24 protein-coding genes and 1 tRNA gene are annotated in these 24,684 nt (G+C 72.8%); 16 read left to right on the top strand and 9 right to left on the bottom strand.

Annotated elements, in window-relative coordinates; genetic code table 11:
* Positions 1-16 precede the first annotated feature (16 nt).
* The 10 genes from D9753_RS04915 (at position 17) to D9753_RS04870 (ending at position 10,907) form a co-directional block, all read left to right on the top strand.
* On the top strand, positions 17-1,045 hold the full coding sequence (locus D9753_RS04915) for an NAD(P)/FAD-dependent oxidoreductase (protein ID WP_121785884.1): 1,029 nt from the start codon (positions 17-19) through the stop codon (positions 1,043-1,045).
* Positions 1,042-1,341: a 2Fe-2S iron-sulfur cluster-binding protein gene (locus tag D9753_RS04910; protein WP_121785883.1), complete on the top strand. Its 300-nt coding sequence runs from the start codon at positions 1,042-1,044 to the stop codon at positions 1,339-1,341. Before D9753_RS04915 ends, D9753_RS04910 begins: the two co-directional genes overlap by 4 nt.
* A 54-nt stretch (positions 1,342-1,395) precedes the next feature.
* Positions 1,396-2,145 carry a hypothetical protein gene (locus D9753_RS04905; protein WP_121785882.1) on the top strand — a complete coding sequence of 250 codons (750 nt, stop codon included), beginning with the start codon at positions 1,396-1,398 and terminating at the stop codon, positions 2,143-2,145.
* Positions 2,146-2,217: 72 nt separating this feature from the next.
* On the top strand, positions 2,218-3,648 hold the full coding sequence (locus tag D9753_RS04900) for an ATP-grasp domain-containing protein (RefSeq protein ID WP_240468045.1): 1,431 nt from the start codon (positions 2,218-2,220) through the stop codon (positions 3,646-3,648).
* Positions 3,645-4,970 carry an ATP-grasp domain-containing protein gene (locus tag D9753_RS04895; RefSeq protein ID WP_121785880.1) on the top strand — a complete coding sequence of 442 codons (1,326 nt, stop codon included), beginning with the start codon at positions 3,645-3,647 and terminating at the stop codon, positions 4,968-4,970. The genes D9753_RS04900 and D9753_RS04895 overlap by 4 nt, the downstream gene beginning before the upstream one ends.
* Positions 4,967-6,229, top strand: coding sequence for an ATP-grasp domain-containing protein (locus D9753_RS04890; RefSeq protein WP_121785879.1), 1,263 nt, complete (start codon positions 4,967-4,969; stop codon positions 6,227-6,229). The genes D9753_RS04895 and D9753_RS04890 overlap by 4 nt, the downstream gene beginning before the upstream one ends.
* Positions 6,226-7,131: an EamA family transporter gene (locus D9753_RS04885; protein WP_121785878.1), complete on the top strand. Its 906-nt coding sequence runs from the start codon at positions 6,226-6,228 to the stop codon at positions 7,129-7,131. The genes D9753_RS04890 and D9753_RS04885 overlap by 4 nt, the downstream gene beginning before the upstream one ends.
* Positions 7,128-8,777 carry a DUF885 domain-containing protein gene (locus tag D9753_RS04880; RefSeq protein WP_121785877.1) on the top strand — a complete coding sequence of 550 codons (1,650 nt, stop codon included), beginning with the start codon at positions 7,128-7,130 and terminating at the stop codon, positions 8,775-8,777. The genes D9753_RS04885 and D9753_RS04880 overlap by 4 nt, the downstream gene beginning before the upstream one ends.
* Before the next feature lie 105 nt (positions 8,778-8,882).
* Positions 8,883-10,223 (top strand): aminotransferase class V-fold PLP-dependent enzyme, encoded by a 1,341-nt coding sequence (locus D9753_RS04875; RefSeq protein WP_240468044.1) that lies wholly within the window; start codon positions 8,883-8,885, stop codon positions 10,221-10,223.
* Positions 10,224-10,325: 102 nt separating this feature from the next.
* Positions 10,326-10,907: a nitroreductase family protein gene (locus D9753_RS04870; protein ID WP_121785876.1), complete on the top strand. Its 582-nt coding sequence runs from the start codon at positions 10,326-10,328 to the stop codon at positions 10,905-10,907.
* A 59-nt stretch (positions 10,908-10,966) separates the two neighbouring features.
* Here D9753_RS04870 and D9753_RS04865 read toward each other — a convergent pair whose 3' ends face one another.
* Genes D9753_RS04865 through D9753_RS04855 form a run of 3 tightly spaced genes read right to left on the bottom strand, consistent with a single transcriptional unit; the run spans position 10,967 to position 14,092 of the window.
* Positions 10,967-11,494, bottom strand: coding sequence for an NUDIX hydrolase family protein (locus tag D9753_RS04865; RefSeq protein ID WP_163010906.1), 528 nt, complete (start codon positions 11,492-11,494; stop codon positions 10,967-10,969).
* Between the two features lie 16 nt (positions 11,495-11,510).
* Positions 11,511-12,686, bottom strand: coding sequence for an amidohydrolase family protein (locus D9753_RS04860; protein ID WP_121785874.1), 1,176 nt, complete (start codon positions 12,684-12,686; stop codon positions 11,511-11,513).
* A gap of 2 nt (positions 12,687-12,688) precedes the next feature.
* Positions 12,689-14,092 carry a type I glutamate--ammonia ligase gene (locus D9753_RS04855; protein WP_121785873.1) on the bottom strand — a complete coding sequence of 468 codons (1,404 nt, stop codon included), beginning with the start codon at positions 14,090-14,092 and terminating at the stop codon, positions 12,689-12,691.
* A 399-nt stretch (positions 14,093-14,491) separates the two neighbouring features.
* Here D9753_RS04855 and D9753_RS04850 point away from each other — a divergent pair, with 399 nt between their 5' ends.
* A complete protein-coding gene (locus D9753_RS04850; RefSeq protein ID WP_121785872.1) occupies positions 14,492-15,346 on the top strand; it encodes a Cof-type HAD-IIB family hydrolase in 855 nt (284 codons plus the stop codon).
* 17 nt (positions 15,347-15,363) lie between these two features.
* On the opposite strand, the gene D9753_RS04845 is transcribed toward D9753_RS04850, so the two are convergent.
* The 4 genes from D9753_RS04845 to D9753_RS04830 all read right to left on the bottom strand — a co-directional run bounded on the left by D9753_RS04845 (position 15,364) and on the right by D9753_RS04830 (position 18,153).
* Positions 15,364-16,158: an SAM-dependent methyltransferase gene (locus D9753_RS04845; RefSeq protein ID WP_121785871.1), complete on the bottom strand. Its 795-nt coding sequence runs from the start codon at positions 16,156-16,158 to the stop codon at positions 15,364-15,366.
* A 233-nt stretch (positions 16,159-16,391) separates the two neighbouring features.
* Positions 16,392-16,736, bottom strand: coding sequence for a DUF3140 domain-containing protein (locus D9753_RS04840; protein ID WP_121785870.1), 345 nt, complete (start codon positions 16,734-16,736; stop codon positions 16,392-16,394).
* A gap of 31 nt (positions 16,737-16,767) precedes the next feature.
* The gene (locus D9753_RS04835) at positions 16,768-17,259 is read right to left on the bottom strand and encodes a Dps family protein (RefSeq protein WP_121785869.1); all 492 of its coding nucleotides are present in this window, start codon (positions 17,257-17,259) and stop codon (positions 16,768-16,770) included.
* Between the two features lie 84 nt (positions 17,260-17,343).
* Complete coding sequence (locus D9753_RS04830; RefSeq protein WP_121785868.1) at positions 17,344-18,153, bottom strand: alpha/beta hydrolase; 810 nt, start codon at positions 18,151-18,153, stop codon at positions 17,344-17,346.
* Between the two features lie 146 nt (positions 18,154-18,299).
* On the opposite strand from D9753_RS04830, the gene D9753_RS04825 reads away from it, so the two are divergent.
* From D9753_RS04825 to D9753_RS04810, 4 genes are all read left to right on the top strand, one after another.
* Positions 18,300-19,487, top strand: a complete 1,188-nt coding sequence (locus tag D9753_RS04825) for a thiolase family protein (protein ID WP_121785867.1) — start codon at positions 18,300-18,302, stop codon at positions 19,485-19,487.
* A 68-nt stretch (positions 19,488-19,555) separates the two neighbouring features.
* Complete coding sequence (locus D9753_RS04820) at positions 19,556-21,067, top strand: long-chain-fatty-acid--CoA ligase (RefSeq protein ID WP_121785866.1); 1,512 nt, start codon at positions 19,556-19,558, stop codon at positions 21,065-21,067.
* An 83-nt stretch (positions 21,068-21,150) separates the two neighbouring features.
* Positions 21,151-21,924: a sulfite exporter TauE/SafE family protein gene (locus D9753_RS04815; RefSeq protein ID WP_121785865.1), complete on the top strand. Its 774-nt coding sequence runs from the start codon at positions 21,151-21,153 to the stop codon at positions 21,922-21,924.
* A 92-nt stretch (positions 21,925-22,016) separates the two neighbouring features.
* Positions 22,017-22,796 carry a cobalt-precorrin-6A reductase gene (locus D9753_RS04810; RefSeq protein WP_121785864.1) on the top strand — a complete coding sequence of 260 codons (780 nt, stop codon included), beginning with the start codon at positions 22,017-22,019 and terminating at the stop codon, positions 22,794-22,796.
* Between the two features lie 243 nt (positions 22,797-23,039).
* Here the strand turns inward: D9753_RS04810 and cobF are convergent, their stop codons facing one another.
* On the bottom strand, positions 23,040-23,813 hold the full coding sequence (gene cobF, locus D9753_RS04805) for a precorrin-6A synthase (deacetylating) (RefSeq protein WP_205614059.1): 774 nt from the start codon (positions 23,811-23,813) through the stop codon (positions 23,040-23,042).
* Positions 23,814-23,880: 67 nt separating this feature from the next.
* Complete coding sequence (locus D9753_RS04800) at positions 23,881-24,387, bottom strand: DUF309 domain-containing protein (RefSeq protein ID WP_121785862.1); 507 nt, start codon at positions 24,385-24,387, stop codon at positions 23,881-23,883.
* Positions 24,388-24,491: 104 nt separating this feature from the next.
* Here D9753_RS04800 and D9753_RS04795 point away from each other — a divergent pair.
* A tRNA-Pro gene (locus D9753_RS04795) sits at positions 24,492-24,565 on the top strand.
* Positions 24,566-24,684 lie beyond the last annotated feature (119 nt).

Below are 24,684 nucleotides of genomic sequence, written 5' to 3'. Positions count from 1 at the left end.
AGGCCTGGAGTCCAGGATGAATCAAGCGGGAGATCGAGTGAAGACGATCGTAGCCGGTGCGGAGACGGGCGCGGACGTGGCCGTCGTCGGAGCAGGTCCGGCCGGCCTGTACGCCGCCTATTGTGCGGGATTCCGCGGGCTTTCCAGCGTGATAGTCGATGCGTTGCCTGAGCCGGGCGGCCAGATGGCGGCCCTGTACCCGGAGAAGAAGATCCACGACGTCGCCGGCCATGTGGCCGTGCGCGGCCGGGAACTGACCGACGACCTGGTCGCCCAGGTCGCGCCGTTCGATCCGCACTACCTGCTCGGCCGGACGGCGGCTTCCCTGACGCCCGACGAGAGTGCGGGCTGGGTGCTCGGGCTGGAGGACGGCGGGCGGGTGCGCGCCGGGGCTGTCGTGATCGCGGCCGGACTCGGCCGTTCGACGCCACGCGTGCTGCCCTGCCTGCGGCCCTACGAGGGGCGTGGCGTGGCGTACCACGTGCCGCGCCTCGAAGAGCACCGGGACCGCGACGTGGTGATCGTCGGCGGCGGTGACAGTGCGGTCGACTGGGCCCTCGCTCTCGCGCCGGTCGCCCGGTCCGTCACCGTCGTCCACCGGCGCCCGGCCTTCCGCGCCCACGAGCACAGCGTCAAGCAGATGTACGCGGCCGACATCCGCGTGCTGACCGACGCTCAGGTGACGGGCTGCGAAGGCGTGGACCACCTGGCAGAGGTGCGGGTCCGGACCGGCGAGGAAGAACTGACGCTGCCCGCACGGACCGTCGTCGCGGCACTGGGGTTCATCACCAACCTGGGCCCGATCGCCGACTGGGGGCTCCGGATGGAGAACCGCCAGATCGCGGTCGACCGGGCGATGCGGACCAACCTCCCGCGGGTCTACGCGGTGGGCGACATCTGTACCTACGAGGGTCGTGTCCCGCTCATCTCCGTGGGCTTCGGCGAGGCGGCGACCGCGGCGAACCACGCGGCCGTCGAGCTGCGTCCCGGCTCCCGCCTCGCGCCGGAGCACTCCACCGACCGCGAGGCCGCGCTGCTGTCATGACCCTGAAAAAGCTGACCATCCTTCCGACGGGAACCGAGATCCTGCTGCCCGTGGGATCTCCCCTCACCGAAGTCGAGTACGAGACCCCGCAGCGGCTCATCCCCTTCGGATGCCGCTCCGGATCGTGCGGCGCGTGCGTCGTGCAGGTGCTGGAGGGCTTCAGCTCCCTCGGCGAACCCGACGACGACGAACTCGACTTCCTCGAAGACCTCGGCCGGACCGGCGGAGACCACCGCCTGGCCTGCCAGTGCCGGCTGCGGGGCGACGCGACCGTCCGCGTCGCCGACGACATCTGAACCGCTCGTACCCAACGTCCGGGCGTCCACGAGAAACACGAGAAGGGTGACATCATGCCGAACCGCGTCACGAACGTCGGCTACGGGGACCGCACCCCGTTCCTCACCGCGGGCGCCTCGGCGCAGTTGCGCGCCGAGATCGACCAGCAGCTCGACCAGCAGGTCCTCGAGTGGTACGCCAACGTCCCCGAGGCCGCGCACCTCGAGGGCCGCAACGTCGACTCCGAGTACTACAAGCGGAACCTGATCGAGACCGCCTGGCGTATCCGGCTGCTGCGCGTGGCCGAGGCCAAGGCGCTGGTGGAGGTCGCCAAGCGCAGCCCGGAGGCGGCACAGGTCTGGGCCAACTACGAACAGGAGGAGATGCTCCACGACGAACTGTTCATCGCCGACCTGGAGAAGGTGGGCGTGTCCCGCGAGCAGTTCCTGGCCACCGAGCCCTACCTGTCGACCAAGCTGCTGACCGGCTACTTCTCCTACCTCCTGGACCACGAGGGCCCGCTCGGCGTGGTGGCGTACTCCTACCTCGTCGAGTACGTGAACGTGAAGCTGGAGCCCAAGAAGCTGGAGGCGCTGAAGGGTTCGGTCGGCGAGGGCAACATCGGCGGCCAGATCAACCACTCGCACACCGACATCAACGACGACCACCCCGGCGAGGTGTGGGCTGCCGTCCGGCACCTGCTGCGCAGCGACGACGACATCGTCGCGTTCAAGCGGTACCTCCGCGAGCACCAGACGATCCTGGCGCAGTACTTCGAGGAGCTGTACCTGGACACCATCGCCAAGGCCGAGCAGCCGGCCTGACCCCTGTCCTGAGCGGGGGCGCGGCGCGAGAGCGCCGCGCCCCCGCCCACCGGTGAGGAGGCCGGATCGAGCATGGAAAACGCCAGGGGAGTGCTGCTGCTCAGCCATGTGGGGTTCTCGTTCATGGAGGACCTCGTCGGCACGGTCACGGCGCGGGGGCTGAAGGCCTACGTGCTCAGCTCGCTGCCGGAGCCACAGCACCAGGAATCCAGGCCACGAGCGCTGGCGGACCTCGCCGACGACGTCCGGACGACCGCCGGGCACGTGCTGACCCCGCGCGACATAGAGGACTACCTCGACCACCTGGAGGCCGCGGGCGCGTCGGTGCTGTGCTGCCTCACCGTCTGGGAGGGCTACCGGCACCTGATGGCGCTGGCCAACGCCCGTCTCGGGGTGCCGGACCTGGACGAGAAGCAGGTCCTGCAACTGCGCGACAAGCTGACGCTGCGCAACCGCCTCGCCGACGCCGGCCTCAGCCGGGGCCGGGCGTCCGCGCTCACCCCCGAGACGCTCGCCGCACGGCGGCGCGAGGACGGCCGCTACTTCGTGAAGCCGGTCAGCGGCATCGCCTCCTTCGGAACCTTCCCGCTCACCCCCGACACGACCTGGGCCGACCTGGAACGCATCGCCGCCGAGGCCCACTCCGACACGGTCTACGCCAGCGCCTTCACCACCGACCCCGGCCTCGGCGCCCCCGCGGGTCAGGGACCGCACCCGCGCACGGCCGCGGACAACGGCGCGAAGCAGGATGCGCCCGCGGGTGACCACGTGGGCCTGGGGGTGGACTTCCTCGTCGAGGACTACGTGCCCGGACAGGAGTTCAGCTTCGAGGTGATCGTCGTCGGCGACGAGCCGCACGTGGTGGCCGTGCACGAGAAGTGCGAGGTGACGGAGGCGGCGGGCACCGTGCTCGAGAACGCCTGCGTCAGCCCGCCCACCAGCCTGTCACAGGAGGAGACCGCCGCCGGGATCCGCTGGGTGGCGAGCGTGCTGGACGTCCTCGGTCTGGGCTGGGGCTGTTTCCATGTCGAGGCGCGGCACGCCCCGTCCGGCTGGGATCTGATCGAGGTCAACCCGCGCGTCGGCGGCAGCCTCATCTCGCCCAGCGTGGCAGCGCTGACCGGCGGCCCCGGCCTGCTCGACCTCTGGCTGGACTCCCTGCTCACCGCCCGCCGGCCGGCCGGGTTCCTGAAGACGCTGAAGGGCCTGTCGTTCGAGGCGGACGGCACCACGCAGTGCGCGAACGCGACGTTCTTCCGCGTCTTCTTCGCCGACCCCGGCACGATCCGCGAGGTGGGACCGAACGACGACCTCCCGCTCCAGCCGGTCATGTCGCACGTCCTCCTCAAACCCGGCGACGTCGTGGAGTCGTCCTCGCGCGAGGTGTTCCTCGGCCAGGTGCTCTGGCGCATGGACCGAGCCGACCGGGAGGCGGTCCTGCCCGAGCTGGTACCCGCCTCCGAACGAGCGATCGAGATCGTGTACGGGACGGAGTGCGGATGACCAGGCCGATCCTCCTCATCGTCGACTACAACCTGAGCCGGATCGACGAGGTCCGCCACCTGCGGGACCACGCGCACGCACGCCACGGCGCGACCGTGGTCCTGATCCGCGCCGCTCCCACCGAGGCCGACGACTCCATCGCCGACGAGGTGATCGACCTCGACCCGCTGCGCGACGACTTCGCCGAGATCGGCGAGAAGCTGCTCGGTGACCGGCGCGAGCGGATCAGGGCGGGCATCGTCTTCTCCGACAACGCCGTGCGCAGCGGGGCCGAGCTGCTGGAGCGGCTGGGCGTCCCGGTCGACTCACCCCGACTGGCCGAGGGCGCCTTCTCCAAGTACCGCTACCGGCTCGGTGAGGCACGCGTGGCCGACCTGCTGACGGCGCAGCGCATCATGGTGCCCGCCTTCGCCGAGATCGCCTCGCTCGACCAACTGAGGGACTTCGCGCGCGCGCACCCCGACGGCTTCGTCGTCAAACCCGCCGCGGAGGGCAACAACCGGGGCGTCGTCGTCGTCCGCCCCGGCGACGACCTGACGGCGGCGTTCGCCGAGGTGCTCCCCTACCTGGAGGGCGGGGTCATCTGCGAGGAGTTCATCCCGTACCGGCGCGAGTACTCGTACGACGGGCTGGGCTCGCTGGCGTTCCTCACCGAGAAGATCAGCGCGCGCGGCCGGTACCCCGTCGAGATCGCGCAGGTGCTGCCCGCCGGGGTGGACGAGCACGAGCGCGCGACGCTGGAGCGGGCGGGACGGCAGGCGAACTGGCTGGTGGGCCAGTGCGACGGCCCGTTCCACAACGAGATCAAGCTGAGCGACGACGGGCTGTGCGCCGCGATCGTGGAGCCGAACCGGCGGCCGGGCGGGATGAAGATCTGGTCGCTGGCCCGCTGGGTCTACGGCATCGACCTGCACCACCGCTGGGTCGACACGGCGTTCGGCACGGCTGCCGACGCGGGGCGGCTGGTGCCCGGCTGCTCGGCGGCGACGGTGATGCTCGGCGTCGGCAGCGACCGCTCGTTCTCCCCGGACGACGTCGCCGCCGGCGCGGAGCCGTTCGCGGACGCCGTCCGGGCCACCGCCGAACGGTTCGGCCTGACCGACGGCGAGCTGACCGTCACGGAGTTCTCCTGGCTGTCGCCCGAGCGCCGCCACCTGCATGCCGTCGCCCGCGACAACGCGGACTTCACGGCACAGGGCTGCATCGTGCTGCGCGGCGACCGCGCCGACATCCGCACCGTCGTCCACGCGCTGCGGGAGGCCTGGTCGGACGCCCTGGACCGGGCCCTCGCCCTCCCCGCTCCCGTCAGGAAGGCCCGATGAAGATCCTCATCCTGCACCGCGTGCCCTACTTCAAGATCGAGTACCACCGGGGGATCTCCCACGACCGGCACGAGGTCACCTACCTCGGAACCGACCAGGCGCTGGCCACCCTGCCGCCCGGCCTGCGCTGCGAGCGCGTGAGCCGGCCGGGCACGCGCCCGGCCTTCGAGGAAGCCCGGGACTGGCTGGCACAGCAACCCCGCGACTTCGACCGGGTCATCTCCATGTCGGAGTACGAACTGCTCGACGCCGCCCGGCTGCGCGAGCACCTGGGCGTCCCCGGCGCGCCGGTGGACCAGGTCGCGCTCGCCCGCGACAAGGTCCTGATGAAGCAGGCGGTCGGGGAGGCCGGTCTCCGCGTGCCGCGCTTCGTCCCGTTGCCGCGCTTCCTCGAACCGGACGGCTCGGTGCCCTGGCACGGCCGGACCGTCATCAAGCCGCACCGCGGCGCGTCCAGCGAGGACGTGCTCGTGTTCGACACCCCGCGTCAGGCCGCCGCGGCGGTCACCGAGGGCCGGACCGGGGTCGCCCTCCTCGACGACGGGAGCGGCCTGGAGGACTTCGAGGCGGAGGAGTTCGTCGCCGGGCCCATCAGGCACTACGACGGTCTGGTGCAGGGCGGCGAGGTCCTGGTCCTCAGCGCGAGCGAGTACGTGGGCACCTGCCTGCAGTACGCGCAGGGCCTGCCGATGGGATCGTTCCAGATCCCCTTCTCCGCGGAGACGCGAACCTGGGTGTCGCGTGCCCTGGCCGCCGTACGGATCGAGGACGGCAGCTTCCATCTCGAGGCGATCGTCCACGAGGGGCGGCTGGTGTTCCTGGAGGTCGGCAACCGGGTCGGGGGAGCCGATGTGGTGGCGACCGTCGAGCTGGCCACCGGCGTCCACCTGCCCTCGTACGAGCTGCGCGTCCTGCTCGGCGAGCCCGTGGCCGGCATGCTCCCCGAGCCGCCGGCCCACCAGCGCCGGTACGGCTGGTTCGTCCACCCCGGCCACCACCTGGCCGGCCAGGAGTTCCGGGGCCTCGACGGGGCCCTGGCGTTCCGGGCCGGCCCGCGCGTGGTCGCCTGGAACGAACTGCCGTCCGGCGCGCCACTGCCCGACCACATCACCTACCAGGCCGGAGAGACGGTCCTCGCCGGGATCGTCACGAGCGACACCTCCGAGGAGACCCGGGACTGGATCGTCGACCTGTTCGGCTCCGTCTCGGTCCGCACCCGCCCGGCCGCCCTCACGACAGCGAAACAGGTTCTGGCATGAAGAAACAGCACATCCTGATCGCGGTGGCCATCACCGCGATCTGGGGCCTCAACTTCTCGATCATCAAGATCGGGCTCGAGAGCGTCGACCCGCTCATCCTGGCCGGGATCAGGTTCGCGCTCAGCGCGCTGCCCGCGGTCTTCTTCCTGAAGCGGCCGCAGGTGCCGTGGCGGTACACCATCGGCTACGGGCTGGTGTTCGGCGTCGGCCTGTGGGGTGTGGTGAACCTGGGCATCAAGGCCGGGCTGTCCTCGGGGATCGCGTCCCTGGTGCTCCAGTTCAGCGCGTTCCTGACGATCGTGCTCGGAGCCGTGGTGTTCCGCGAGTCGCTGTCGCGGTTCCAGTACCTGGGGATCGCGGTCGCGCTGGTCGGCCTGTTCTCGATCACGTTCGTCACCGACGGCACGGTGACGCTCGCCGGTGTCGCGCTGGTGCTGCTCGGCGCGGTCTCGTGGAGCGTCGCCAACGTGATCCTGAAGAAGGCCGCGCCCAAGGAGACGCTGGCGTTCATGGTCTGGTCCAGCCTGTTCTCCCCGCTCCCGCTCTTCCTGCTGGACCTGGTCGTGAACGGCACCAAGGGCTATGCCGAGCTGCCGCACCAGATCGGCTGGGCCGCGGTCCTGTCCATCCTCTTCCAGGCGTACCCGAACACCGTTCTCGGCTACGCCGTCTGGAACTGGCTGCTCCGCGAGTACCCGGTGTCCACCGTCGCGCCGCTCTCCCTGCTCGTCCCGATCTTCGGCGTACTGGGCTCCGTGCTGATCTTCGACGAGTCGCTGCCGCCGCTCAAGCTGGTGGCCGGAGCACTGGTCGTCGCCGGCCTGGTCATCGGGCTGTACGGCAAACGGCTGGCGGGGTCCGGGACCGCCGTCCGGCTACCGTCGCCGAGCCGCTCCCGATGACGACCGCCCTGAACGCTCTCGCGGACCGGTACATGGACGAGATGGCCGCGCTCGATCCGTGCCTGGCCGCGGTGATGGGCATCGCCGGGCAGGAGGAGCGGCTGACCGACTTCGGCCCGCGGGCGGCGCGGGCGCGGGCGGAGCTGGCACGTCGCACCCTGCGGGCGGTCGACGGCACGCCGGTCGCGGGGGAGACGGAGCGCGTCGCGGCGGCGGTACTGCGTGAGCGGCTCGCCACGGAGGTGGCGCTGGCCGACGCCGACGCCTACGGCACCCTGCTGGACACCATCGACGGGCCCGTCCAGCGGGTGCGGCAGGCGGTGGCGCTGCTGGATCAGGGCGGCGACACCGCGTGGGAGACGTTGCTGGCTCGGCTGCGGGCCGTCCCGGCAACGCTGGCGGGGCTGCGCGAGAGCCTGGAGGAGGCGCGGCGCGGCGGCCGGGTCGCACCGTACCGGCAGGTGGTCCGCAACGCCCGGGACTGCCGGGACATGCGGTCGTACCTGGCGGGGCTGCCCGCCGGGCACGGCGACGGCGGGTTGCGCGGCGCTCTGGAGGAGGCCGCGGCGGCCGCGAACGAGGCGTTGACGGCGTTCGCGGCGTACCTGTCGCGGCAGCTCGCGGCGGACGCACCGCGGCTGGACGCGGTGGGCGAGGACCGCTACCGGCTGGGGGTGCGGGAGTTCCTCGGCACCCGGCTGGATCTGGCGGACACCTACGCCTGGGGCTGGGACGAACTGGCCCGGGTACGGCGGGATATGACGAGTGCGGCCGAACAACTCGCGCCCGGCGAACCGGTGCCGGCGGTGCTCGCGGCGCTCGACAGCGACCCGCGGTACCAGGTGACGGGCGCGGCGGCGTTCCGCGACTGGCTCCAGGAGCTGGCCGACGGCGCCATCGCCGACCTCGACGGGACACACTTCGCCATCCCCGAGCCGCTGCTGCGGATCGACTGCCGGGTCGCCCCCTCCGACGGGCCCGCCTTCTATCTGGCGCCCAGCGAGGACCTGTCGCGCCCCGGGGCGGTCTGGTGGCCGCTCACCGACCGGGACACACCCATCCCGACGTGGACGGTGCCGAGCACGATGTTCCACGAGGGCGTCCCGGGCCATCATCTGCAGCTCGGCGTGACGACCCTCAACACCGGCACCCTCAACCGGTTCCAGCGGCTGTCGTGCGAGCTGCACCCGGGACACTGCGAAGGGTGGGGCCTGTACGCCGAGCGGCTGATGGACGAGCTGGGGTACTTCGCCGACCCGGCACACCGGCTGGGGATGCTGGCCGGCGGGCAGCAGCTACGCGCGGCGCGGGTCGTGCTGGACATCGGGCTGCACCTGCGGCTGCGCATCCCCGCGGGCACCGGGTTCCACGAGGGGGAGCGGTGGACGCCGCGGCTGGGCCGCGAGTTCCTCGCCGAGTACTGCGGGCTGGGTCCGCCGGGGTTCGTCGACTTCGAGATCGACCGGTACCTGGGGCGCCCCGGGCAGGCCCTCGCCTACAAGCTGGGGGAGAAGGTGTGGCTCCAGGCGCGGGACGCGGCACGCCGCCGCGACGGGCCCGCGTTCGACCTCAAGCGGTTCCACCAGCACGCCCTGGACCTCGGACCGATGGGCCTGGACCTGCTGCGCGCCGAACTGACCCGCTAGGCCGCCGAACGCCTCCGCCCGCACACGCCGGGTGAGATCCCCCCTCTTCGCACAGCCGTCCTGACGGATCGAACCGGATTCCGTTGCCTCTCTGGAGGAGTGATCGTGTCTCTTTCGCGTCGCAAGATACTGGCCGGCTCCGGCATCGCGGCTTCCTCGCTGGCCCTGGGGGCAGCGGGGAGCGGGGATGCCGCCGCCGCGACGAAGGGCGCCGCGCCCCAGCCCTTCGTGCCGCACGACTGGAAGTCCGTCCGTGCGCAGTTCCTGCTCTCGCCCGACCTCGCCCATCTGTCGAATTTCTTCTTCGCCTCGAACCCGGCCCCCGTCCGCGCCGCGATCGCGAAATACCGGAAGGCGTTCGACGAGAATCCGTACAGTTCCCTCGAGGACAACATGTTCGCGCGCGACGAGGACATGCTGTGGCGCAAGGTGTGCGCCGCCGCCGCCGAGTACGTCGGCGGGCAGCCGGACGAGATCGCCCTGACCAGCAGCACCACGATGGGGCTCGCCCTCATCTACAACGGCCTCCGGCTGAAGCCCGGTCAGGAGGTTCTGACCACCACGCACGAGTTCTACCCGCACCACGAATCCATTCGTCTGGCCGCCGCCAAGTGGGGCGCGAGCATGCGCAAGATCCCGCTCTACGAATCGTCGCTGAACTTCTCCCCGGACGAGGCCATCGCGCGGATAGGTGCCGCCGTGCGCCCCCGGACCCGGGTCGTCGGCGTCACCTGGGTCCATTCCGGCACCGGCGTGCGGCTGCCGATAGCCGAGGTCGCGGCCGCCATCAAGGACCTGAACCGCAACCGCGACGAAGCGGATCGCATCCTTCTGGTGGTGGACGGCGTCCACGGCTTCGGCATGGTGGACGAGGACGTCGCTAAGATGGGCTGTGATTTCTTCTCCGCGGGAACGCACAAGTGGATCCTCGGACCGCACGGGACCGGAATCATCTGGGCCAAGCCGGAGAACTGGGCGCTTCTCCAGCCGACGATCCCCAGCCTGATGGCCGGCGAGACGCTCGACGCCTGGCGGCAGGGCCGCCCACCCGCCGGCCCGACCCGGGCCGCGTGGGTCAGCCCGGGAGGCTTCTTCGCCTACGAGCACCAGTGGGCCACCGTCGAAGCCTTCCGCTTCCACCGGCAGATCGGACGCAAGCGGGTCCAGGACCGCATCGCCGGGCTGAACAGCCAGATCAAGGAAGGTCTGGCCCGCATGAACCACGTCACGCTGCACACGCCGCTCGACCCCCAACTGTCCGCGGGCATCGTCTGCTTCGACGTACGGGGCTACAAGCCCGAGGACGTGGTGCGGATCCTGCGCGACAACCGGGTCATCGCCAGCAGCACGCCGTACGCGGTTCCGCACGTGCGCCTGTCGGCCGGAATCGTCAACTTCCCGGAGGACATCGACAGGGCGCTGAAGGTCATACGGTCCCTGGCCTGACGGTCCGCGATCACCGGCCACCCCCGGATCACCGGCACGCTCCGGCCCCGCCACGCGAAGAGCAGCGCCCCTCTGGTTCCGGTACGTAGAGGAGGATCATCAATGGATGTCATGACGGCCGTGCTGACCCGCCGCAGCGAACATCACCTGGTCGAACCCGCTCCGCAGGACGAAGAGTTCGCGTATCTCCTGCGTGCGGCCGCCACAGCGCCCGACCACGGCAGGCTCCGGCCATGGCGGTGGATCCTGGTACGCGACGAAGGCCGCGTCGCCCTGGGGCGCTGCTTCGCCGAGGGGTGTGCGGGGTCCGGGGCGCGACGGGACGAGATGGAGGCCAAGGCCCCCAGAGCACCCCTTCTCGCCACGCTGGTGTTCTCGCCCGTGCGGGACGACACCGGTCACGGCGGTCCCGTCCCGGAATGGGAACAGCTCGCCGCGACCAGCGCCATGACCAGCTCCTTGATACTGCTGCTGCACGCCCGTGGGTTCGGCAGTGTCTGGCGCACCGACAGTTTCACCGAGTCCGGACCGGTGCGCCGGATCCTGGGCCTGCGCCGGGAGGAACGCCTGCTGGGCTGGCTGTACATCGGCACGCCGCAGCGGGTCGGGCCGTCGAAGCGGCGGGTGCCCGAGGACGTCACCGACCGGATCTCCGTCTTCGCCCCCGAACTGATGGGCACGTAGGAGAGCCGTTCGCCGGTCGGAGGCGGCTTCGGAGGCGATCCGAAGCCGCCTCGGTCGTTTCAGGACACGACACCGACATGGGCGAGCGCCTGCTTCAGCAGGGCCCCGTGCCCGCCCGGCATCTCGTTCTGCACCGCCGGCGAGGCGGCCTCCTGGGGGCTGAACCAGACGAGGTCCAGCGCGTCCTGGCGGGGCCGGCAGTCACCGGTCACGGGGACGACGTAGGCCAGGGAGACCGCGTGCTGGCGCGGGTCGTGGTACGGGGTCATGCCGGCCGTCGGGAAGTACTCGGCGACGGTGAAGGGCTGGAGCGAGGCCGGGACGCGGGGGAGGGCAACCGGGCCGAGGTCCTTCTCCAGATGGCGCAACAGCGCGTCGCGTACCCGCTCGTGGTGCAGGACGCGGCCGGAGACCAGGGCCCGGCTGACCGTTCCGTCCTGGCCGATGCGCAGCAGCAGCCCGATGCTGGTGACTTCACCGCTGTCGTCGACGCGCACGGGCACGGCCTCGACGTACAGGATCGGCATCCGGGCCCTGGCCATCTCCAGCTCGTCCGAGGTGAGCCAGCCGGGCGTGGTTTCGGTCATGTCAGACATTGCTTGATCATACTTTCCGGGTGGGGCGCCCGCTGGGATCGCGGGCCGGTTCGGATACGGGCGGTCCGTACAGCCGGCGGGCGTTGTCGCGGCCCGTCCAGGCCGCGATGCGCAGGGCGTCGGCCAGGCTCAGTTCGTCGGCGTCCACACGGTCCTGGAGCAGACCGGCGAGCCCCTGCCGGAAACACAGGGCGCCCAGGTGGTGGAACTCGGCCACACCGTAGGCGTCCGAGCTGTACAGGAGCTTGCGGAACGGCGTGATCTCCAGCGCCTCCTCCAGCACGGCCCGGCAGCGGGCCGGGCCGGTGTGGTGCAGGGCGAGGCCGACGTCCAGGTACACCTGCTCGAACACCGCGGCCAGCCAGGCGGCTTGGCGCTGGTACGGCCAGCAGTGCAGCAGCAGCACCGGGATCGTGCCGGCGGTCCGGTGCAGCCAGTCGGCGAGGAGTGCGGGGTCGGCGCGGTGCAGCCGTACGTCCGCGTCGCCGAAACCGGTGTGCAGTTGGAGCGGCAGCCCCAGGTCGACGGCGGTCCACAGCAGGTGCCGGACCAGCACCGGGTCGGTGAGCCGGCCGCCGCCCGCGAGCCAGCGCCCGGCCGCCCGCGTGACCTCGGTGTCCGCCGGGCGCTCCGGGTCCAGGGCGAAGCCGGTGCGGTACGCGGCGATGGACTTCACCGCCACCACGCCCGGCCGGCGCACGGCCTCCTCGGCGGTGGCGCGCAGCACGGCCGCGTACTCCCCGGCCCGCACGCCCCGCGCGGCCACCGCTTCGGCGAGCTGTTCCAGCCGTACGACCTCGCAGGCGGTGGCGCCGGCCGCCGCGGCCAGCTCGGCGGGGGTGGTGACCGGGTGCGGGGCGTAGCCGGTGTCCACGCAGAACACCCCGGTCCCGGACGCCGTCAGGAAGCGCCGGTTCACCTCCTGCCAGCCCAGTCGTGCGCGCCGGGCCAGGTAGTCGGCGGGCGGCGCGTGCCGGGGCAGGTCCAGCAGGGGTGCGCAGTGGCGGCGGACGGCCACGCCGACGGGGCTGTCGAAGGTCGAGACGCCGGGCCAGGTGTCTCCCTCGGTGAGCAGCGACTCGAAGTCCCCGGCGTCCAGATCGGCCGTCACCGCGCCGTGGCAGTGGTGGTCCACCAGCGGCAGCGCGGCGAGGGCCTCGTGGACCGGTCCCGCTGCGGCCATGGTCAGTACCTCCAGCGGTAGGCCGCCGCCACCCGGTTGTCGTCGAGGCCGTCGACGGCCGCGGCCTCGCCGAGCCGTACGGCGGTCACCGCGTCCGCGAGGACCGGGCCCAGCGCCGCCCGCAGCACCGGGTCCGTGCGGAACTCCTCGGCGGCCTCCGGCAGCGACCGCGGCAGCCGCCGTACGCCCAGGGCCGCCGCCTCCTGCGGGCCGTACCGGGCCGGGTCGCCGGTGATCTCCCGGGGAAGGACGCGGTCGGCCGTCATGCCGTCGAGTCCGGCGGCGATCACGCAGCCGAGGGCCAGATAGGGGTTGGCGGCCAGGTCGACCGGCTTGACCTCCAGGTTCGCGTCCTGGGTGTGACGGCCCGCCGTGCCCGTGATCACGCGCAGCGCGGCCTCGCGGGTCTCGCGGCCCCAGGCGGTGAACGCCCCGGCCCACCGGGAGGGTCTGAGCCGCAGATAGCTGGCCGGGCTCGGCGCGGTGACCGCCGTCAGCGCGGGGAGGCGGGCGAGCACCCCGGCGGCGAAGGCCTCCGCCTCGGCCGTCATGCCGTACCGGCGGTCGCCGCCCGCGTGCAGGTTCACCCCGTCGCGCCAGCAGGACAGGTGCAGATGGCCGCCGTTGCCGACGCCCTCGGCGGTCACCGCGGGTGCGAACGACACCCTCAGGCCGTGCCGCTGGGCCACCGCCCGGATGGTCTGGCGGACCAGCACGCTGCGGTCGGCGGCGGCCACCGGGTCCCGCGCGCCCACCGAGATCTCGAACTGGCCGGCCGCGTACTCGGGGTGCAGTTGGTCGACGTCCACGTCCTGCGCGGCGCACGCGGCCAGCAGGTCGGCGGTGTAGTCGCTCAGCTCGACCTGCCGGATCGCGCCGTACGCCGGTCCGTGGACCGCCGGCACGAACTCCCCGGTGGGCGCCGAGCCGGCGCCCACCGACCACTCGATCTCGATCGCCGCCTTGAGGGCGAGGCCGTGCCGTTCGGCGGCGTCGGTGACGACCCGGCGCAGGAAGGTCCGGCTGCACCCGGGGTGCCGGGTGCCCTCCTGGGTGATCCGGTCCACCGGCGCCCACGCCCAGCCGGGCTGCCCGGCCAGCGCCACCAGCCGGTCCAGGTCCGGGTAGAGCCGCAGATCGCCGTCGGGAGAGCCGAGGACGTCGGTGGTGACGACGGAGTCGCCGGCGAGGAACGTGTCGAACACCGGGGACATGCCGACGCCCCAGGACACGGCCGCCTCCAGCCGGGCCGTCGGGATCGTCTTCACCCGGCCGACGCCCGCCGTGTCGACGTAACCCAGCACGATGCCGTGCACGCCCTGCGCGGCCAGGCCGGCGGTGAGGGGCGCGACCCGGCGCAGATCCGCGGGACGGCCGCCGGGCACGGGGTCGGCCAAAGTCGTCATACGTCCTCCTCGGCGGGCTCGGCGGCGCACGCGGCCGGGATCAGGGTCGCACGGCGGCCGTGCCGGACCGCGGCACCGGTGCGGCCGGCGCCGGCCCGGCGCGCCACCCCGGATGGGGCACGAGGCCGGGCGCGGCCGGCTCCGGGGCGCCGGGGAGGGCGACGGGTCCGGCGGGCCCGCGGGTGGCGGCCGGTGGGGCGTGGTCCTCGCTCACATGTCCGCCCTTCAACCGTGCGGTGTTCCGTCGTCATTGTGCCGCCCGCTGATCGCCCGTGCCGGGAAACGGGCACCCTGGGCGGTTCCGGGCACGTGCGCGAACCGGGTCCCCGCCGGTCCCGGGCGTGCCGTGGGCATGAGGAACACTGGACCGGTAGCCCGGCCCCCGACCGAGAGCAGGACATGCCCGCCACGCCCGCGCCCCTGTACGACACGTCCGGCCTGCGTGCCGGCCCCGCCGACATCCGGCTGATCGTCACCGACATGGACGGCACGCTGCTGGACGACGCCAAGCGGATACCCGGCGGGCTGTGGCCGATGCTCGCCGAACTGCGCCGTCGCGGAGTGTTGTTCAGCCCGGCCAGCGGCCGTCAGTACGCGACGCTGGCCCGGCAGTTCGCCGACGTCGCCGAGGGCATGGTGTTCATCGCGGAGAACGGCACGTACGTGGTCCGCGACGGTGTGGAGCTGAGTTCCGACCCGCTGGACCGGTCCGTCGCCGCCGCGGTCGCCCGGACGGTACGGCGGCTGGTCGCGGGCGGCGCCGACGTCGGCGCGGTCGTCTGCGGCAAGCGGGCGGCGTACGTCGAGCGGACCGACGAGGCGTTCCTCTCCGAGGTGCGCACCTATTACGCCGAACACCGGATCGTGGACGACGTCACCGCCGTCGACGACGAGATGATCAAGGTGGCCCTGTTCGACTTCGGGCCCGCCGAGCGCACCACCGCCCCCGCCCTCGCCGGGTTCGCCGCCACGCACCAGGTCGTCGTCTCCGGTGAGCACTGGGTGGACGTCATGAACCGCACCGCCAACAAGGGCACGGCCCTGCGCGCCCTCCAGCGGGCGCTCGGCATCAGCCCCGCGCAGACCATGGTGTTCGGCGACTACCTCAACGACCTGGAGATGCTCGACGCCGCCGACTGGTCCTTCGCCATGGCGGGGGCCCACCCCGAGGTGATCCGCCGGGCCCGCCACCTGGCCCCGTCCAACAACGACGACGGCGTACCGCGCACCATCGCCCGCGTCCTCGGACTGTAGCCGGGCGGCGTCCGGCGTCAGGGCTTTCGCGCCACCCCGCCGTACAGCGAGATCCGCTCCCGCGGTTCCTCCTCCGGGCGCCACTCCGCCACGGACACGATCCCGGGTTCCAGCAGTTCCAGTCCCTCGAAGAAGACACCCACCTCGGCGTGCGAGCGGGCGACCAGGGTCACTCCGCCCGCCGCGTAGGCCGCGATGCCCGTGTGGACGTTCTCCGGGTCGAAGTCGGCGGTCATGGTCGACAGCGCCAGGAAGCTGCCCGGCGCCAGCACGTCGACCAGGGCGGCCACCAGGTCGTGGGCGCCGTCCTCGTCGGCGACGAAGTGCAGCAGCGCGATGAGGGAGAGGGCCACCGGGCGGTCGAAGTCCAGCACGCGGCCGGCCTGTTCGAGGATGGTGTGCGGATCGCGGGCGTCGGCCTGCACGTACTCCGTCACACCGTCGGGGGTGCCGCGCAGCAGCGCGTGCGCGTGGGCCAGCACGATGGGGTCGTTGTCGACGTAGACCACCCGGGCGTCCGGGGTGACGGACTGGGCGATCTGGTGCAGGTTCGGCTCGGTCGGTATGCCGGTGCCGATGTCCAGGAACTGGCGGATCCCCGCCTCCGCGGCCAGCGCCCGGGTGGTCCGGCGCATGAACGCCCGGTTCGCGCGGGCGGCCTTCGGGGCGCCCCCGTCGATCGCCGTGATCCGGCGGGCCAGTTCCTCGTCGACCGGGTAGTTGTCCTTGCCGCCGAGGAACCAGTCGTACACCCGTGCCGGATGCGGCCGGGTGGTGTCGATGTGCTGGCTGTCCGGCTCGGTCCCCGTCACGTGCTGCTCCTCCGCGCGTCCGGTCCCGGTGGTCGCTCCGGGACGTGCGGGGAGCAGTCTGACACGATCACGCGGCACGGCGCGGACGGGCGCCGGTCGCCTGCCCGCCGGGTGCCGCCCACGCCAACACGGCGGACGGCACGGGCCGTTCGGCGTACCCGGCCGGCTTCCCGGTGTGATCCGGGGAGCCGGCCGGCGCCCTGCCTCGCGGGTACCCGCGGGCGGCTGCCCGCCTACGGCCTGAGCGGGTCGTGGCCCAGCGTCATCAGCCGGTGCCGGCGGCGGGTGTCCTCCGGCGTGGTCTCGGGTGCGGGCTCGTTCTCCAGGTCCGCCGGGTCGTCGACCGTGTCGACGACCCGGTGCATCACCCGGATGTCGTCCTCGGTGAGGTCGGTACGGCGCTTCTGGAGGATCGCGAGGACATGCCGTCCGGTGGGCGAACCCGACGCCTCCGGCAGCGGTTCCGTCTCCTCGGCGGCGTCCCGGACCGTCAGCCAGGCCGCCAGTTCCGCCGAGGTCATGTTGACCACGCGGTGGAAGTCCTCCCACAGCGCGTCGAGTTCGAGGGCGTCGGCCATGGTCCTCCCTTCCGTCGTGCGGGCGGACGCGCTAGCTGGAGGCCTGCTCGGGCGAGTGGTTCTCGGCCTGGAACATCCAGCGCTGCTTCTCCAGGTCGGCAGTGATGGTGATCAGCAGATCCTGGCTGACCGGGTCGGCCTTCTCGGTGGCCTCGATCCGCTCGCGCAGCCGGTCGACGGCCGTCCCCAGCGATTCGACCATCAGCTCCACGACCTCCGTGTCGCGCTGCCAGCCGTCCTTGGTGCCGGGCAGCGCGAAGGCCGCGGCGATGGTCTCCGGCCGGCCGTCCGGCGACACTCCCAGCGCGGCGGCCCGTTCGGCGACCGTGTCCGAGTGGTCGCGGGCGGTGGTGACCACCTCGTCAAGCTGGAGGTGGATCGACCGGAAGCGCGGGCCGACGATGTTCCAGTGCGCCTGCTTCCCGATCAGTGACAGTCCGAGCAGGTCGACCAGGGTGTCCTGGAGGGCGGTCCCGGCGGCGCGGAGCGCCTCCTCGGGCAGCGTGCTCTTGACCACGGTCATGGTGGGTCGGTCCCCTTTCGTCAGCATTCCGGGTCACGTCCGAAAGGGCGGGTGCCCCGGCGCACCGGGGGGCAAACGCGCTGATCAGCGAGGCAGCACCCGGTTCAGGAAGTCCAGCGTCTCCGCGAGGACCGCCTCCTTGCACGTCTCGTGGAACACCTCGTGCCGTGCCCCGGCGAAGATCCGCTCGGTCAGCGGGCCGCCGCTCAGCCGCCGCACCCCGGGCCGGCTGCCGGGCAACGGCACCAGCCGGTCGTCGTCCCCGTGCAGCCACAGCAGCGGCAGCCGCCCGACGTCACCGCCCCGGGCGACGGTCTCCAGGGTCCGGGCGAACGCCTCCAGCGTCGGCCGCTTCATGGGCCCGTGCCAGACCAGCGGATCGGCCGCGTACGCGGCGCCCACGGCCGGGTCCCGGGAGAGCGCGGACGGGCTGACCGGCAGGTCCGGGATCTCGTCCAGGGCGAGCAGCCGCCCCGGCAGTTCCCAGGCGCCGATCACCGGACCCGACAGCACCAGCGCGCTCAACTCGTCGCCGTACCGCTGGGCGTACCGGGCCGCGACGAGGCCGCCCATGGAGTGACCGATCAACACCAGGGGCAGGCCGGGGTGGGCGGCCCGGGCCAGGTCCGCCGCGCGGTGCACGTCCGTGACCACGTCCTCGAAGTCCTCGATCAGCACCCGCTCGCCCGCCGACCTGCCGTGGCCGGTGTGGTCGGGTGCGTACACGGCGGCGCCGTGCCCGGTGAGGACGGCGGCGAGTTCCGCGTAGCGCCCGGCGTGCTCGCCGTACCCGTGCGCCAGGATGACGAGGCGGCGCGGCGCCGGGTGCGGCCACTCGTGCACGGCGAGAGGTCCGTGCGTGCCGTCGAGCAGGTGCTCGCGGACGTGGGGCATGTCTCCTCCAGCGGAGTCGGTGACGGCCGGGGGAATCTTCCCAGCGGGGCGGCCGGAGGTCTATAGTCGAAAACTAGCAGTGCTAATTAACAGGTGCAGAACCGGTCCGTGCTGATCCACAGCGTCGTAGGTCAGGAGTCCAAGCCGTGCGTCCCGTCCACTTCGCGGCCGCCCGCCGCACCCCCATCGGCAAGCTGCGCGGAGCCCTCTCCTCCGTCCGGCCCGACGACCTGGCGGCGACCGTGATCCGCCACCTGGTTGCCGGTGTGCCCGCCCTCGACCCGGCCCGCATCGACGACGTCTACTGGGGCGCCGCCAACCAGGCCGGCGAGGACAACCGCAACGTCGCGCGGATGGCCGCCCTGCTCGCCGGGCTCCCCGACTCCGTGCCCGGCGCGACCGTCAACCGGCTGTGCGCCTCCGGACTCGAAGCGGTCACCACCGCCGCCCGGACCATCGCCGCCGGCGAGGCCGACGTCGTGATCGCGGGCGGCTCGGAGTCCATGAGCCGCGCCCCCTTCGTCCTGCCCCGGCCCGACGAGGCCCTGCCCCAGCGCATCGAGACCCACGACACCCGGCTCGGCTGGCGGCTGGTGAACCCCGCCATGAAGGAGCTGCACGGCCTCCTCGCCATGGGTGAGACCGCCGAGGAGGTCGCCGCCCGCCACGGCATCTCCCGCGCCCGGCAGGACGAGTTCGCCCTGCGCAGCCACCGACTCGCCGCCACCGCACGTAAGAACGGCCACTTCGACGACGAACTCCTGCCCGTCGAACGCCCGGACGGGCTCCTGGTCGAGCAGGACGAGTGCGTCCGCGAGGACACCTCGCTGGAGAAGCTCGCGCGGCTCAGGCCGGTCTTCCGCGCGGACGGCACCGTCACCGCCGGCAACGCCTCACCGATGAACGACGGGGCCGCCGGCCTGCTCCTGGTCAGCGAGGAAGTCCTCGACGAGCTGGGCCTGGAGTCCCTCGGGCGGTATGTCGCGGGCGCCTCCGCCGGCGTCCACCCCGACGTGATGGGCCTCGGTCCCGTGCCCGCCACCCGCAAGGTGCTGGGCCGCGCCGGCTGGGAGACCGGAGACTTCCAGGAGGCCGAGTTCAACGAGGCGTTCGCCGCGCAGGCCCTCGCCTGCGTCGACCAGCTCGGCATCGACCCCGACCTGGTGAACCCCACCGGCGGCGCCATCGCCCTCGGCCACCCCCTCGGCTGCTCGGGCGCCCGCATCCTGACCACCCTGCTGCACCGCATGCGGCGCACGGGATCGCGGCGCGGGCTGGCGACCATGTGCGTGGGAGTGGGGCAGGGCAGCGCGGTGCTGGTCGAAAGGGACTGAGCCGCCCGCAACGGGGGCCCCGCAAGGGGATCGGTAGTACGAGCCGCAAGGAAACGGAGCAGCACTCCATGGCAACCCTGTCCGTCGCCGCCATCCTCGCCGAGAACGCCCGGCGCCGCCCTGGCAGGACCGCCCTCGTCGAAGGCGACCTGCGGCTCACCTTCGCCGAGGTGTGGCAGCGGGCGCTGGCGCAGGCGGGCGCCCTCGCCGGCCTCGGCGTCCGGCCCGGCGACCGGGTGGCCCTGATGGCCCCCAACACCGCCGACTTCCCGGTCGCCTACTACGCGATCGCCGCGGCCGGCGCAGTCGTCGTCCCCGTGCACCTGCTGCTCTCCGCCGAAGAGGTCGAGCACGTCCTGAAGGACAGTGGCGCCACCCTGCTGCTCGTCCACCCGGCCCAGGCGGACACCGGCCGAGCCGCCGCCGGCACCGCCGGAATCCGGGCCCTCACCCTGGGCGAGGAGTTCGGCAAGCTCACGGCCGACGCCGAACCGCTGCCGTCGTACGTCACCCGGGCCGCCGACGACCCGGCGGTCGTCTTCTACACCAGCGGCACCACCGGCGTCCCCAAGGGCGCCGTGCTGAGCCACTTCAACCTGGTGATGAACGCGACCGTCAACGCCTTCGACGCCAACGACATCCGGCCCGACGACATCGCACTCGGCGCGCTGCCGCTGTTCCACGCCTTCGGTCAGACGGTGTCGCTCAACTCCACCTGGCGCGGCGGCGCCACGCTCGTCCTGCTGCCCCGCTTCGACGCCGCCCGCGCCCTCGCGCTGATGGTGCGGGAGGGCGTGAACACCTTCCACGGCGTGCCCACCATGTTCGTCGCCCTCGCCGCGGCGGCGGCGGACGCCGACCGGCTGCCCGAACTGCGCGTGTGCGTCTCCGGCGGCGCCTCGCTGCCGGTCGCCGTACTGGAGCGGTTCGAGGCCGCGTTCGGGGCGAAGATCTACGAGGGGTACGGCCTGTCCGAGACCTCACCGACCGCCACCGTCAACCAGCCGGTGTTCGGCACGAAGGCCGGCACCATCGGCCACCCCCTCTGGGGCATCGACGTGGAGATCGCCCGCGCCGAGCTGGAGGGCCGGATCGAACTCCTGCCGCCCGGCGAGCTGGGCGAGGTGGTCGTCCGCGGGCACAACGTCTTCTCCGGCTACCTCGGCCGCCCCGAGGCCACCGCCGAAGCCGTGGTGGACGGCTGGTTCCGCACCGGCGACCTCGGCACCAAGGACGACGAGGGCTTCCTGCGGATCGTCGACCGCAAGAAGGACGTCATCATCCGCGGCGGCTACAACGTCTACCCGCGCGAGGTCGAGGAGGTCCTGATGCGCCACCCCGAGATCGCCCAGGCCGCCGTCATCGGCCTCCCCGACGAACTGCACGGCGAGGAGGTGTGCGCCGTCGTCGTCCCGGCGCAGGGCACCACGCCCGACGCCACCGAGCTCACCGAGTGGTCCAAGCAGCACCTCGGGCGGCACAAGTACCCGCGGCGCGTGGAGTTCACCGACGCGCTGCCGCTCGGACCGAGCATGAAGGTGCTCAAGCGGGAACTGCGGGCGCGGTACACGGGCCGGTAGCGGCACCGGCACCTGGCCCGGGGACCGGACGGCGAGACGCCGCTTACGCGGAACGCATGCGTGTGCATAGCATCGGTTCCTCCATGAACACGATGACGCTCTGGCACCTCTCGGGCTGGCAGTTCGCCGCGCTCGCCGCCGCCGCCCTCCTCGTCGGCTTCTCCAAGACCGCCGTGAGCGGGGCCAACACGGTCAGTCTCGCGGTCTTCGCGGCGGTCCTGCCCGCCCGGGCCTCCACCGGAGTCCTCCTGCCCGTCCTGATCGCCGGCGACCTGCTCGCCGTCGCCACCTACCGGCGGCACGCGCACTGGCCGACACTGTGGCGCCTGTTCCCGGCCGTCGCGGTGGGCGTGGTGGCGGGCACCCTGTTCCTGGTGTGGGCCGACGACGGTGTCGTACGGACCTCGATCGGCGCGATCCTGCTGCTGATGGCCGGGGTGACGGTGTGGCGCCGCCGGACGGCCGGGACCCCTCAGGCGCCGGACGCGGTCACCACCCGGGCGGGCCGCGTCAAGGCACGCTCGTACGGCGTCCTCGGCGGGTTCACCACGATGGTCGCCAACGCGGGAGGACCGGTGATGTCGCTGTACCTGCTCTCCACCGGCTTCCGCAAACTCGGCTTCCTCGGCACCTCGGCCTTCTTCTTCCTCATCGTGAACGTGTCCAAGGTGCCGTTCAGCGTCGGCCTCGGCCTGATGGACCGCCGCTCCCTGCTCCTGGACGCCGCGCTCGCGGTGTTCGTGGTGCCCGGCGCCCTGTTCGGCAAGTGGGCCGTGCCCCGGATCAACCAGCGGCTCTTCGAACAACTGGTGATCGCGGCGACCGTCGTGGGCGGTCTGCAACTGCTGCTCCGCTAGGCCGTCGGGTCCCTGCCCGGCCCGGCGGCCGCGTGACCGGTCCGTGGGGACCCGGGCGGCCGGCCGGGCCGTCTGCCTCGTACGCTCACCCCATGCCCGCGCACGTGCTGATCCTCGGCGGCACCACCGAGGCCCGCCGCCTCGCCGCCGACCTCGCCGCCCGCCCCGGGGTCCGCGTCACCACCTCCCTCGCGGGCCGGGTCACCCGGCCCGCGGCACTGCCCGGTGAGGTGCGGACCGGCGGCTTCGGCGGCCAGCGGGGGCTCGCCGACTGGCTGCGCGCACACCAGGTGGACGCCGTGGTGGACGCCACCCATCCCTTCGCCGAGTCGATCACGGCCAACGCCGTCCGGGCGGCCCGGACCGCGGGCGTCCCCGCCGTCGTCCTGCGCCGCCCCGGCTGGCGGCCGGGCCCGGGCGACCGGTGGTACGACGTCCCGTCCCTGGCCGGGGCCGCCGAGATCCTGCCGGGCCTCGGCCGCCGGGCGTTCCTCAGCACCGGGCGCCTCGGCCTCGCGGCGTTCGCCCACCTGAACGGCCTGCACTTCGTCGTCCGGTCGGTCGAGCCGCCCGAACCGCCCCTGCCGCCGGACACCCGGGTCATCCTGGCCCGGGGCCCGTTCACGGTCGCCGACGAGACGGAACTCCTGCGCGCCCACCGCGTCGACGTCCTGGTCACCAAGGACAGCGGCGGTGCGGCCACGTCCGCGAAACTCACCGCCGCCCGCGATCTCGCGCTCCCCGTGCTCGTCGTCCGCCGGCCACCGCTGCCGGAGGGCGTACAGGCGGTGCCGGACGTGGCGGGGGCACTGGAGCGGCTGGGCCTCGCTGCGACAGCGGGCTCCGGGGAGGGGCGGGGTGCGCCCGGCTGACAGGTGCGTCGGCCGACAGTACGCCTGGCTGACGGTTGTGCCCGGCTGACAGTGCGGCCCGCTGACCGGGCGCGGGGGCGCGGGGGCTGGGCACGGGTGCGCGGCGGTGCGTCCCCGGGCGTCGGCGGCCGCGGCCGGTGCCGGCGTCACCGGGCACGGTCGGTGTGGCGGGTGCGCGCGGGTACGGGTGCCGGTGGCGGCCGGTACGGCAGTGGCGGCGGGCGCCTGGTGCGGGCGGGGGCGTCAGTCCTTCGCGGGGTGGCGGCGCAGCAGATACGTGTCCATGATCCAGCCCTTGCGCTCCCGCGCCTGGGCCCGCACCCGTTCGATGCGCGGACCGGCCTCGGCGAGCGGACCGGAGACGAGGATCTCGTCCGGCGTGCCGATGTACGCACCCCAGTAGATGTCCATGTCCTCGTCGGCGTACCGCCGGAAGGCCTGGTGGGCGTCCAGCATCACGACCACGTCGTCCACCCCCTCCGGGAAGCCCTCGGCCAGCCGCCGCCCGGTGGTGATCTGCACCGGCCCGGCGACCCGGTTCAGACCCGTGCGGTGCCGGGCGACCAGCGCGGAGACGCTGCTGATGCCGGGCACCACGTCGTACGCGAACTCCACCTCGCCCCGCTCCAGCACCTCCTGGAGGATGCCCAGCGTGCTGTCGTACAGCGCCGGATCCCCCCAGACCAGGAAGGCGCCGGTGCCGTCCTCGTCCAGCTCCTCGGCGATCAGCCGCTGGTAGATCCCGGCGCGGGCGCTGCGCCAGTCCCCGACGGCGGGTGAGTAGGCCGCCCCGCCCGCCTTCCGGTCCCGGTCCGGGTCACGGGCCTCCACCACCCGGTACGACCCCGCCGGCAGATGCGCGTCCAGCATGTCCAGGCGCAGCCGCGTGAGATCGCTCTTCACCTCGCCCTTGTCGAGCAGGAAGAACACGTCCGTGCTCCGCAGCGCCCTGACCGCCTGGAGGGTCAGCTGGTCGGGGTCGCCCGCGCCGATACCGATGACATGAATCTTTCGCACGCCCCGAGTCTGCCGCATGCCACTGACAGTGCGTCCACCGCCTCCGCACGCCGCGACGGCCTACCGGTCAGGGGCCCAGCCGGGGCGCCTCGGTCCGCGCGTCCACCGGTGCCGAGTCGTGCTCGACCCGTTCGGCCAGCTCCACGGCCCACCGGGTCAGCCCCGGCAGGTCCATGCCGTACGGCCGGTCCTCGCCCCGCCCGGTCTGCCACTCCTCGACGGCGTGCGCACCCCGCCGCAGCAGGCGGGCCCCGCCCAAGGCGTTCCCGCGGGCCGCGTGGGTGAGCCCCACGGCTAGCTGGGCCAGCCCACGCCACAGCGTGCGCTCGTCCGGCGGGCCCGACTTCCAGGCGTCCTCGAAGACCTCGTGCGCGTGGAAGGGCCGCCCCTTGGCCAGCAGCACCTGTGCCTCGGAGACCGTTTCCCGCGGCGTTCGTACGAGCCCTTCCGGCTGCCGGGGCACACCCTCGGCGCCGTACGGCAGCGGCCGGCCCAGCCCGTCCCGGGGCCGCGAGTTCCGGGCCCGCCCGTCCACGTCCCGGTCCCTGGCGTCCGATGCGTCCGCGTTCGTCATACGGCCGATTGTCCCCCGTTCCACCCGGTCTCCTTCGGCACATTCCGTGGCGTGGGGTAAAGTGCTGTCCGCACGATCACGCGGGGCACCGCGGGAGAGAGCGACGGGACGTGGCGCAGCTTGGTAGCGCACTTGACTGGGGGTCAAGGGGTCGCAGGTTCAAATCCTGTCGTCCCGACTCGTGAGAGTCGTAGAACAGGGCCGGTCACGGAGACATCCGTGACCGGCCTTCGATCGTTCCCGGGTCGGTCGTCCGGGCGGAGCCGGCGCGCCGGGCGATGGTCGGCGAACCAGGTC

The sequence above is a fragment of the Streptomyces dangxiongensis genome, from assembly GCF_003675325.1.
In the GTDB taxonomy this organism is placed as follows: Bacteria; Actinomycetota; Actinomycetes; order Streptomycetales; family Streptomycetaceae; genus Streptomyces; species Streptomyces dangxiongensis.
The sequence above is the reverse complement of the archived record's forward strand: the minus strand, read 5'-3'. Positions and strand labels throughout refer to the sequence as shown.

Excerpts from the sequence above, each read along its gene's own strand:
- D9753_RS04915 (WP_121785884.1), top strand. The coding sequence starts at position 17 with ATGAATCAAGCGGGAGATCGAGTGAAGACGATCGTAGCCGGTGCGGAG.
- D9753_RS04910 (WP_121785883.1), top strand. The coding sequence starts at position 1,042 with ATGACCCTGAAAAAGCTGACCATCCTTCCGACGGGAACCGAGATCCTG.
- D9753_RS04905 (WP_121785882.1), top strand. The coding sequence starts at position 1,396 with ATGCCGAACCGCGTCACGAACGTCGGCTACGGGGACCGCACCCCGTTC.
- D9753_RS04900 (WP_240468045.1), top strand. The coding sequence starts at position 2,218 with ATGGAAAACGCCAGGGGAGTGCTGCTGCTCAGCCATGTGGGGTTCTCG.
- D9753_RS04895 (WP_121785880.1), top strand. The coding sequence starts at position 3,645 with ATGACCAGGCCGATCCTCCTCATCGTCGACTACAACCTGAGCCGGATC.
- D9753_RS04890 (WP_121785879.1), top strand. The coding sequence starts at position 4,967 with ATGAAGATCCTCATCCTGCACCGCGTGCCCTACTTCAAGATCGAGTAC.
- D9753_RS04885 (WP_121785878.1), top strand. The coding sequence starts at position 6,226 with ATGAAGAAACAGCACATCCTGATCGCGGTGGCCATCACCGCGATCTGG.
- D9753_RS04880 (WP_121785877.1), top strand. The coding sequence starts at position 7,128 with ATGACGACCGCCCTGAACGCTCTCGCGGACCGGTACATGGACGAGATG.
- D9753_RS04870 (WP_121785876.1), top strand. The coding sequence starts at position 10,326 with ATGGATGTCATGACGGCCGTGCTGACCCGCCGCAGCGAACATCACCTG.
- D9753_RS04865 (WP_163010906.1), bottom strand. The coding sequence starts at position 11,494 with ATGACCGAAACCACGCCCGGCTGGCTCACCTCGGACGAGCTGGAGATG.
- D9753_RS04860 (WP_121785874.1), bottom strand. The coding sequence starts at position 12,686 with ATGGCCGCAGCGGGACCGGTCCACGAGGCCCTCGCCGCGCTGCCGCTG.
- D9753_RS04855 (WP_121785873.1), bottom strand. The coding sequence starts at position 14,092 with ATGACGACTTTGGCCGACCCCGTGCCCGGCGGCCGTCCCGCGGATCTG.
- D9753_RS04850 (WP_121785872.1), top strand. The coding sequence starts at position 14,492 with ATGCCCGCCACGCCCGCGCCCCTGTACGACACGTCCGGCCTGCGTGCC.
- D9753_RS04840 (WP_121785870.1), bottom strand. The coding sequence starts at position 16,736 with ATGGCCGACGCCCTCGAACTCGACGCGCTGTGGGAGGACTTCCACCGC.
- D9753_RS04835 (WP_121785869.1), bottom strand. The coding sequence starts at position 17,259 with ATGACCGTGGTCAAGAGCACGCTGCCCGAGGAGGCGCTCCGCGCCGCC.
- D9753_RS04830 (WP_121785868.1), bottom strand. The coding sequence starts at position 18,153 with ATGCCCCACGTCCGCGAGCACCTGCTCGACGGCACGCACGGACCTCTC.
- D9753_RS04820 (WP_121785866.1), top strand. The coding sequence starts at position 19,556 with ATGGCAACCCTGTCCGTCGCCGCCATCCTCGCCGAGAACGCCCGGCGC.
- D9753_RS04815 (WP_121785865.1), top strand. The coding sequence starts at position 21,151 with ATGAACACGATGACGCTCTGGCACCTCTCGGGCTGGCAGTTCGCCGCG.
- D9753_RS04810 (WP_121785864.1), top strand. The coding sequence starts at position 22,017 with ATGCCCGCGCACGTGCTGATCCTCGGCGGCACCACCGAGGCCCGCCGC.
- D9753_RS04800 (WP_121785862.1), bottom strand. The coding sequence starts at position 24,387 with ATGACGAACGCGGACGCATCGGACGCCAGGGACCGGGACGTGGACGGG.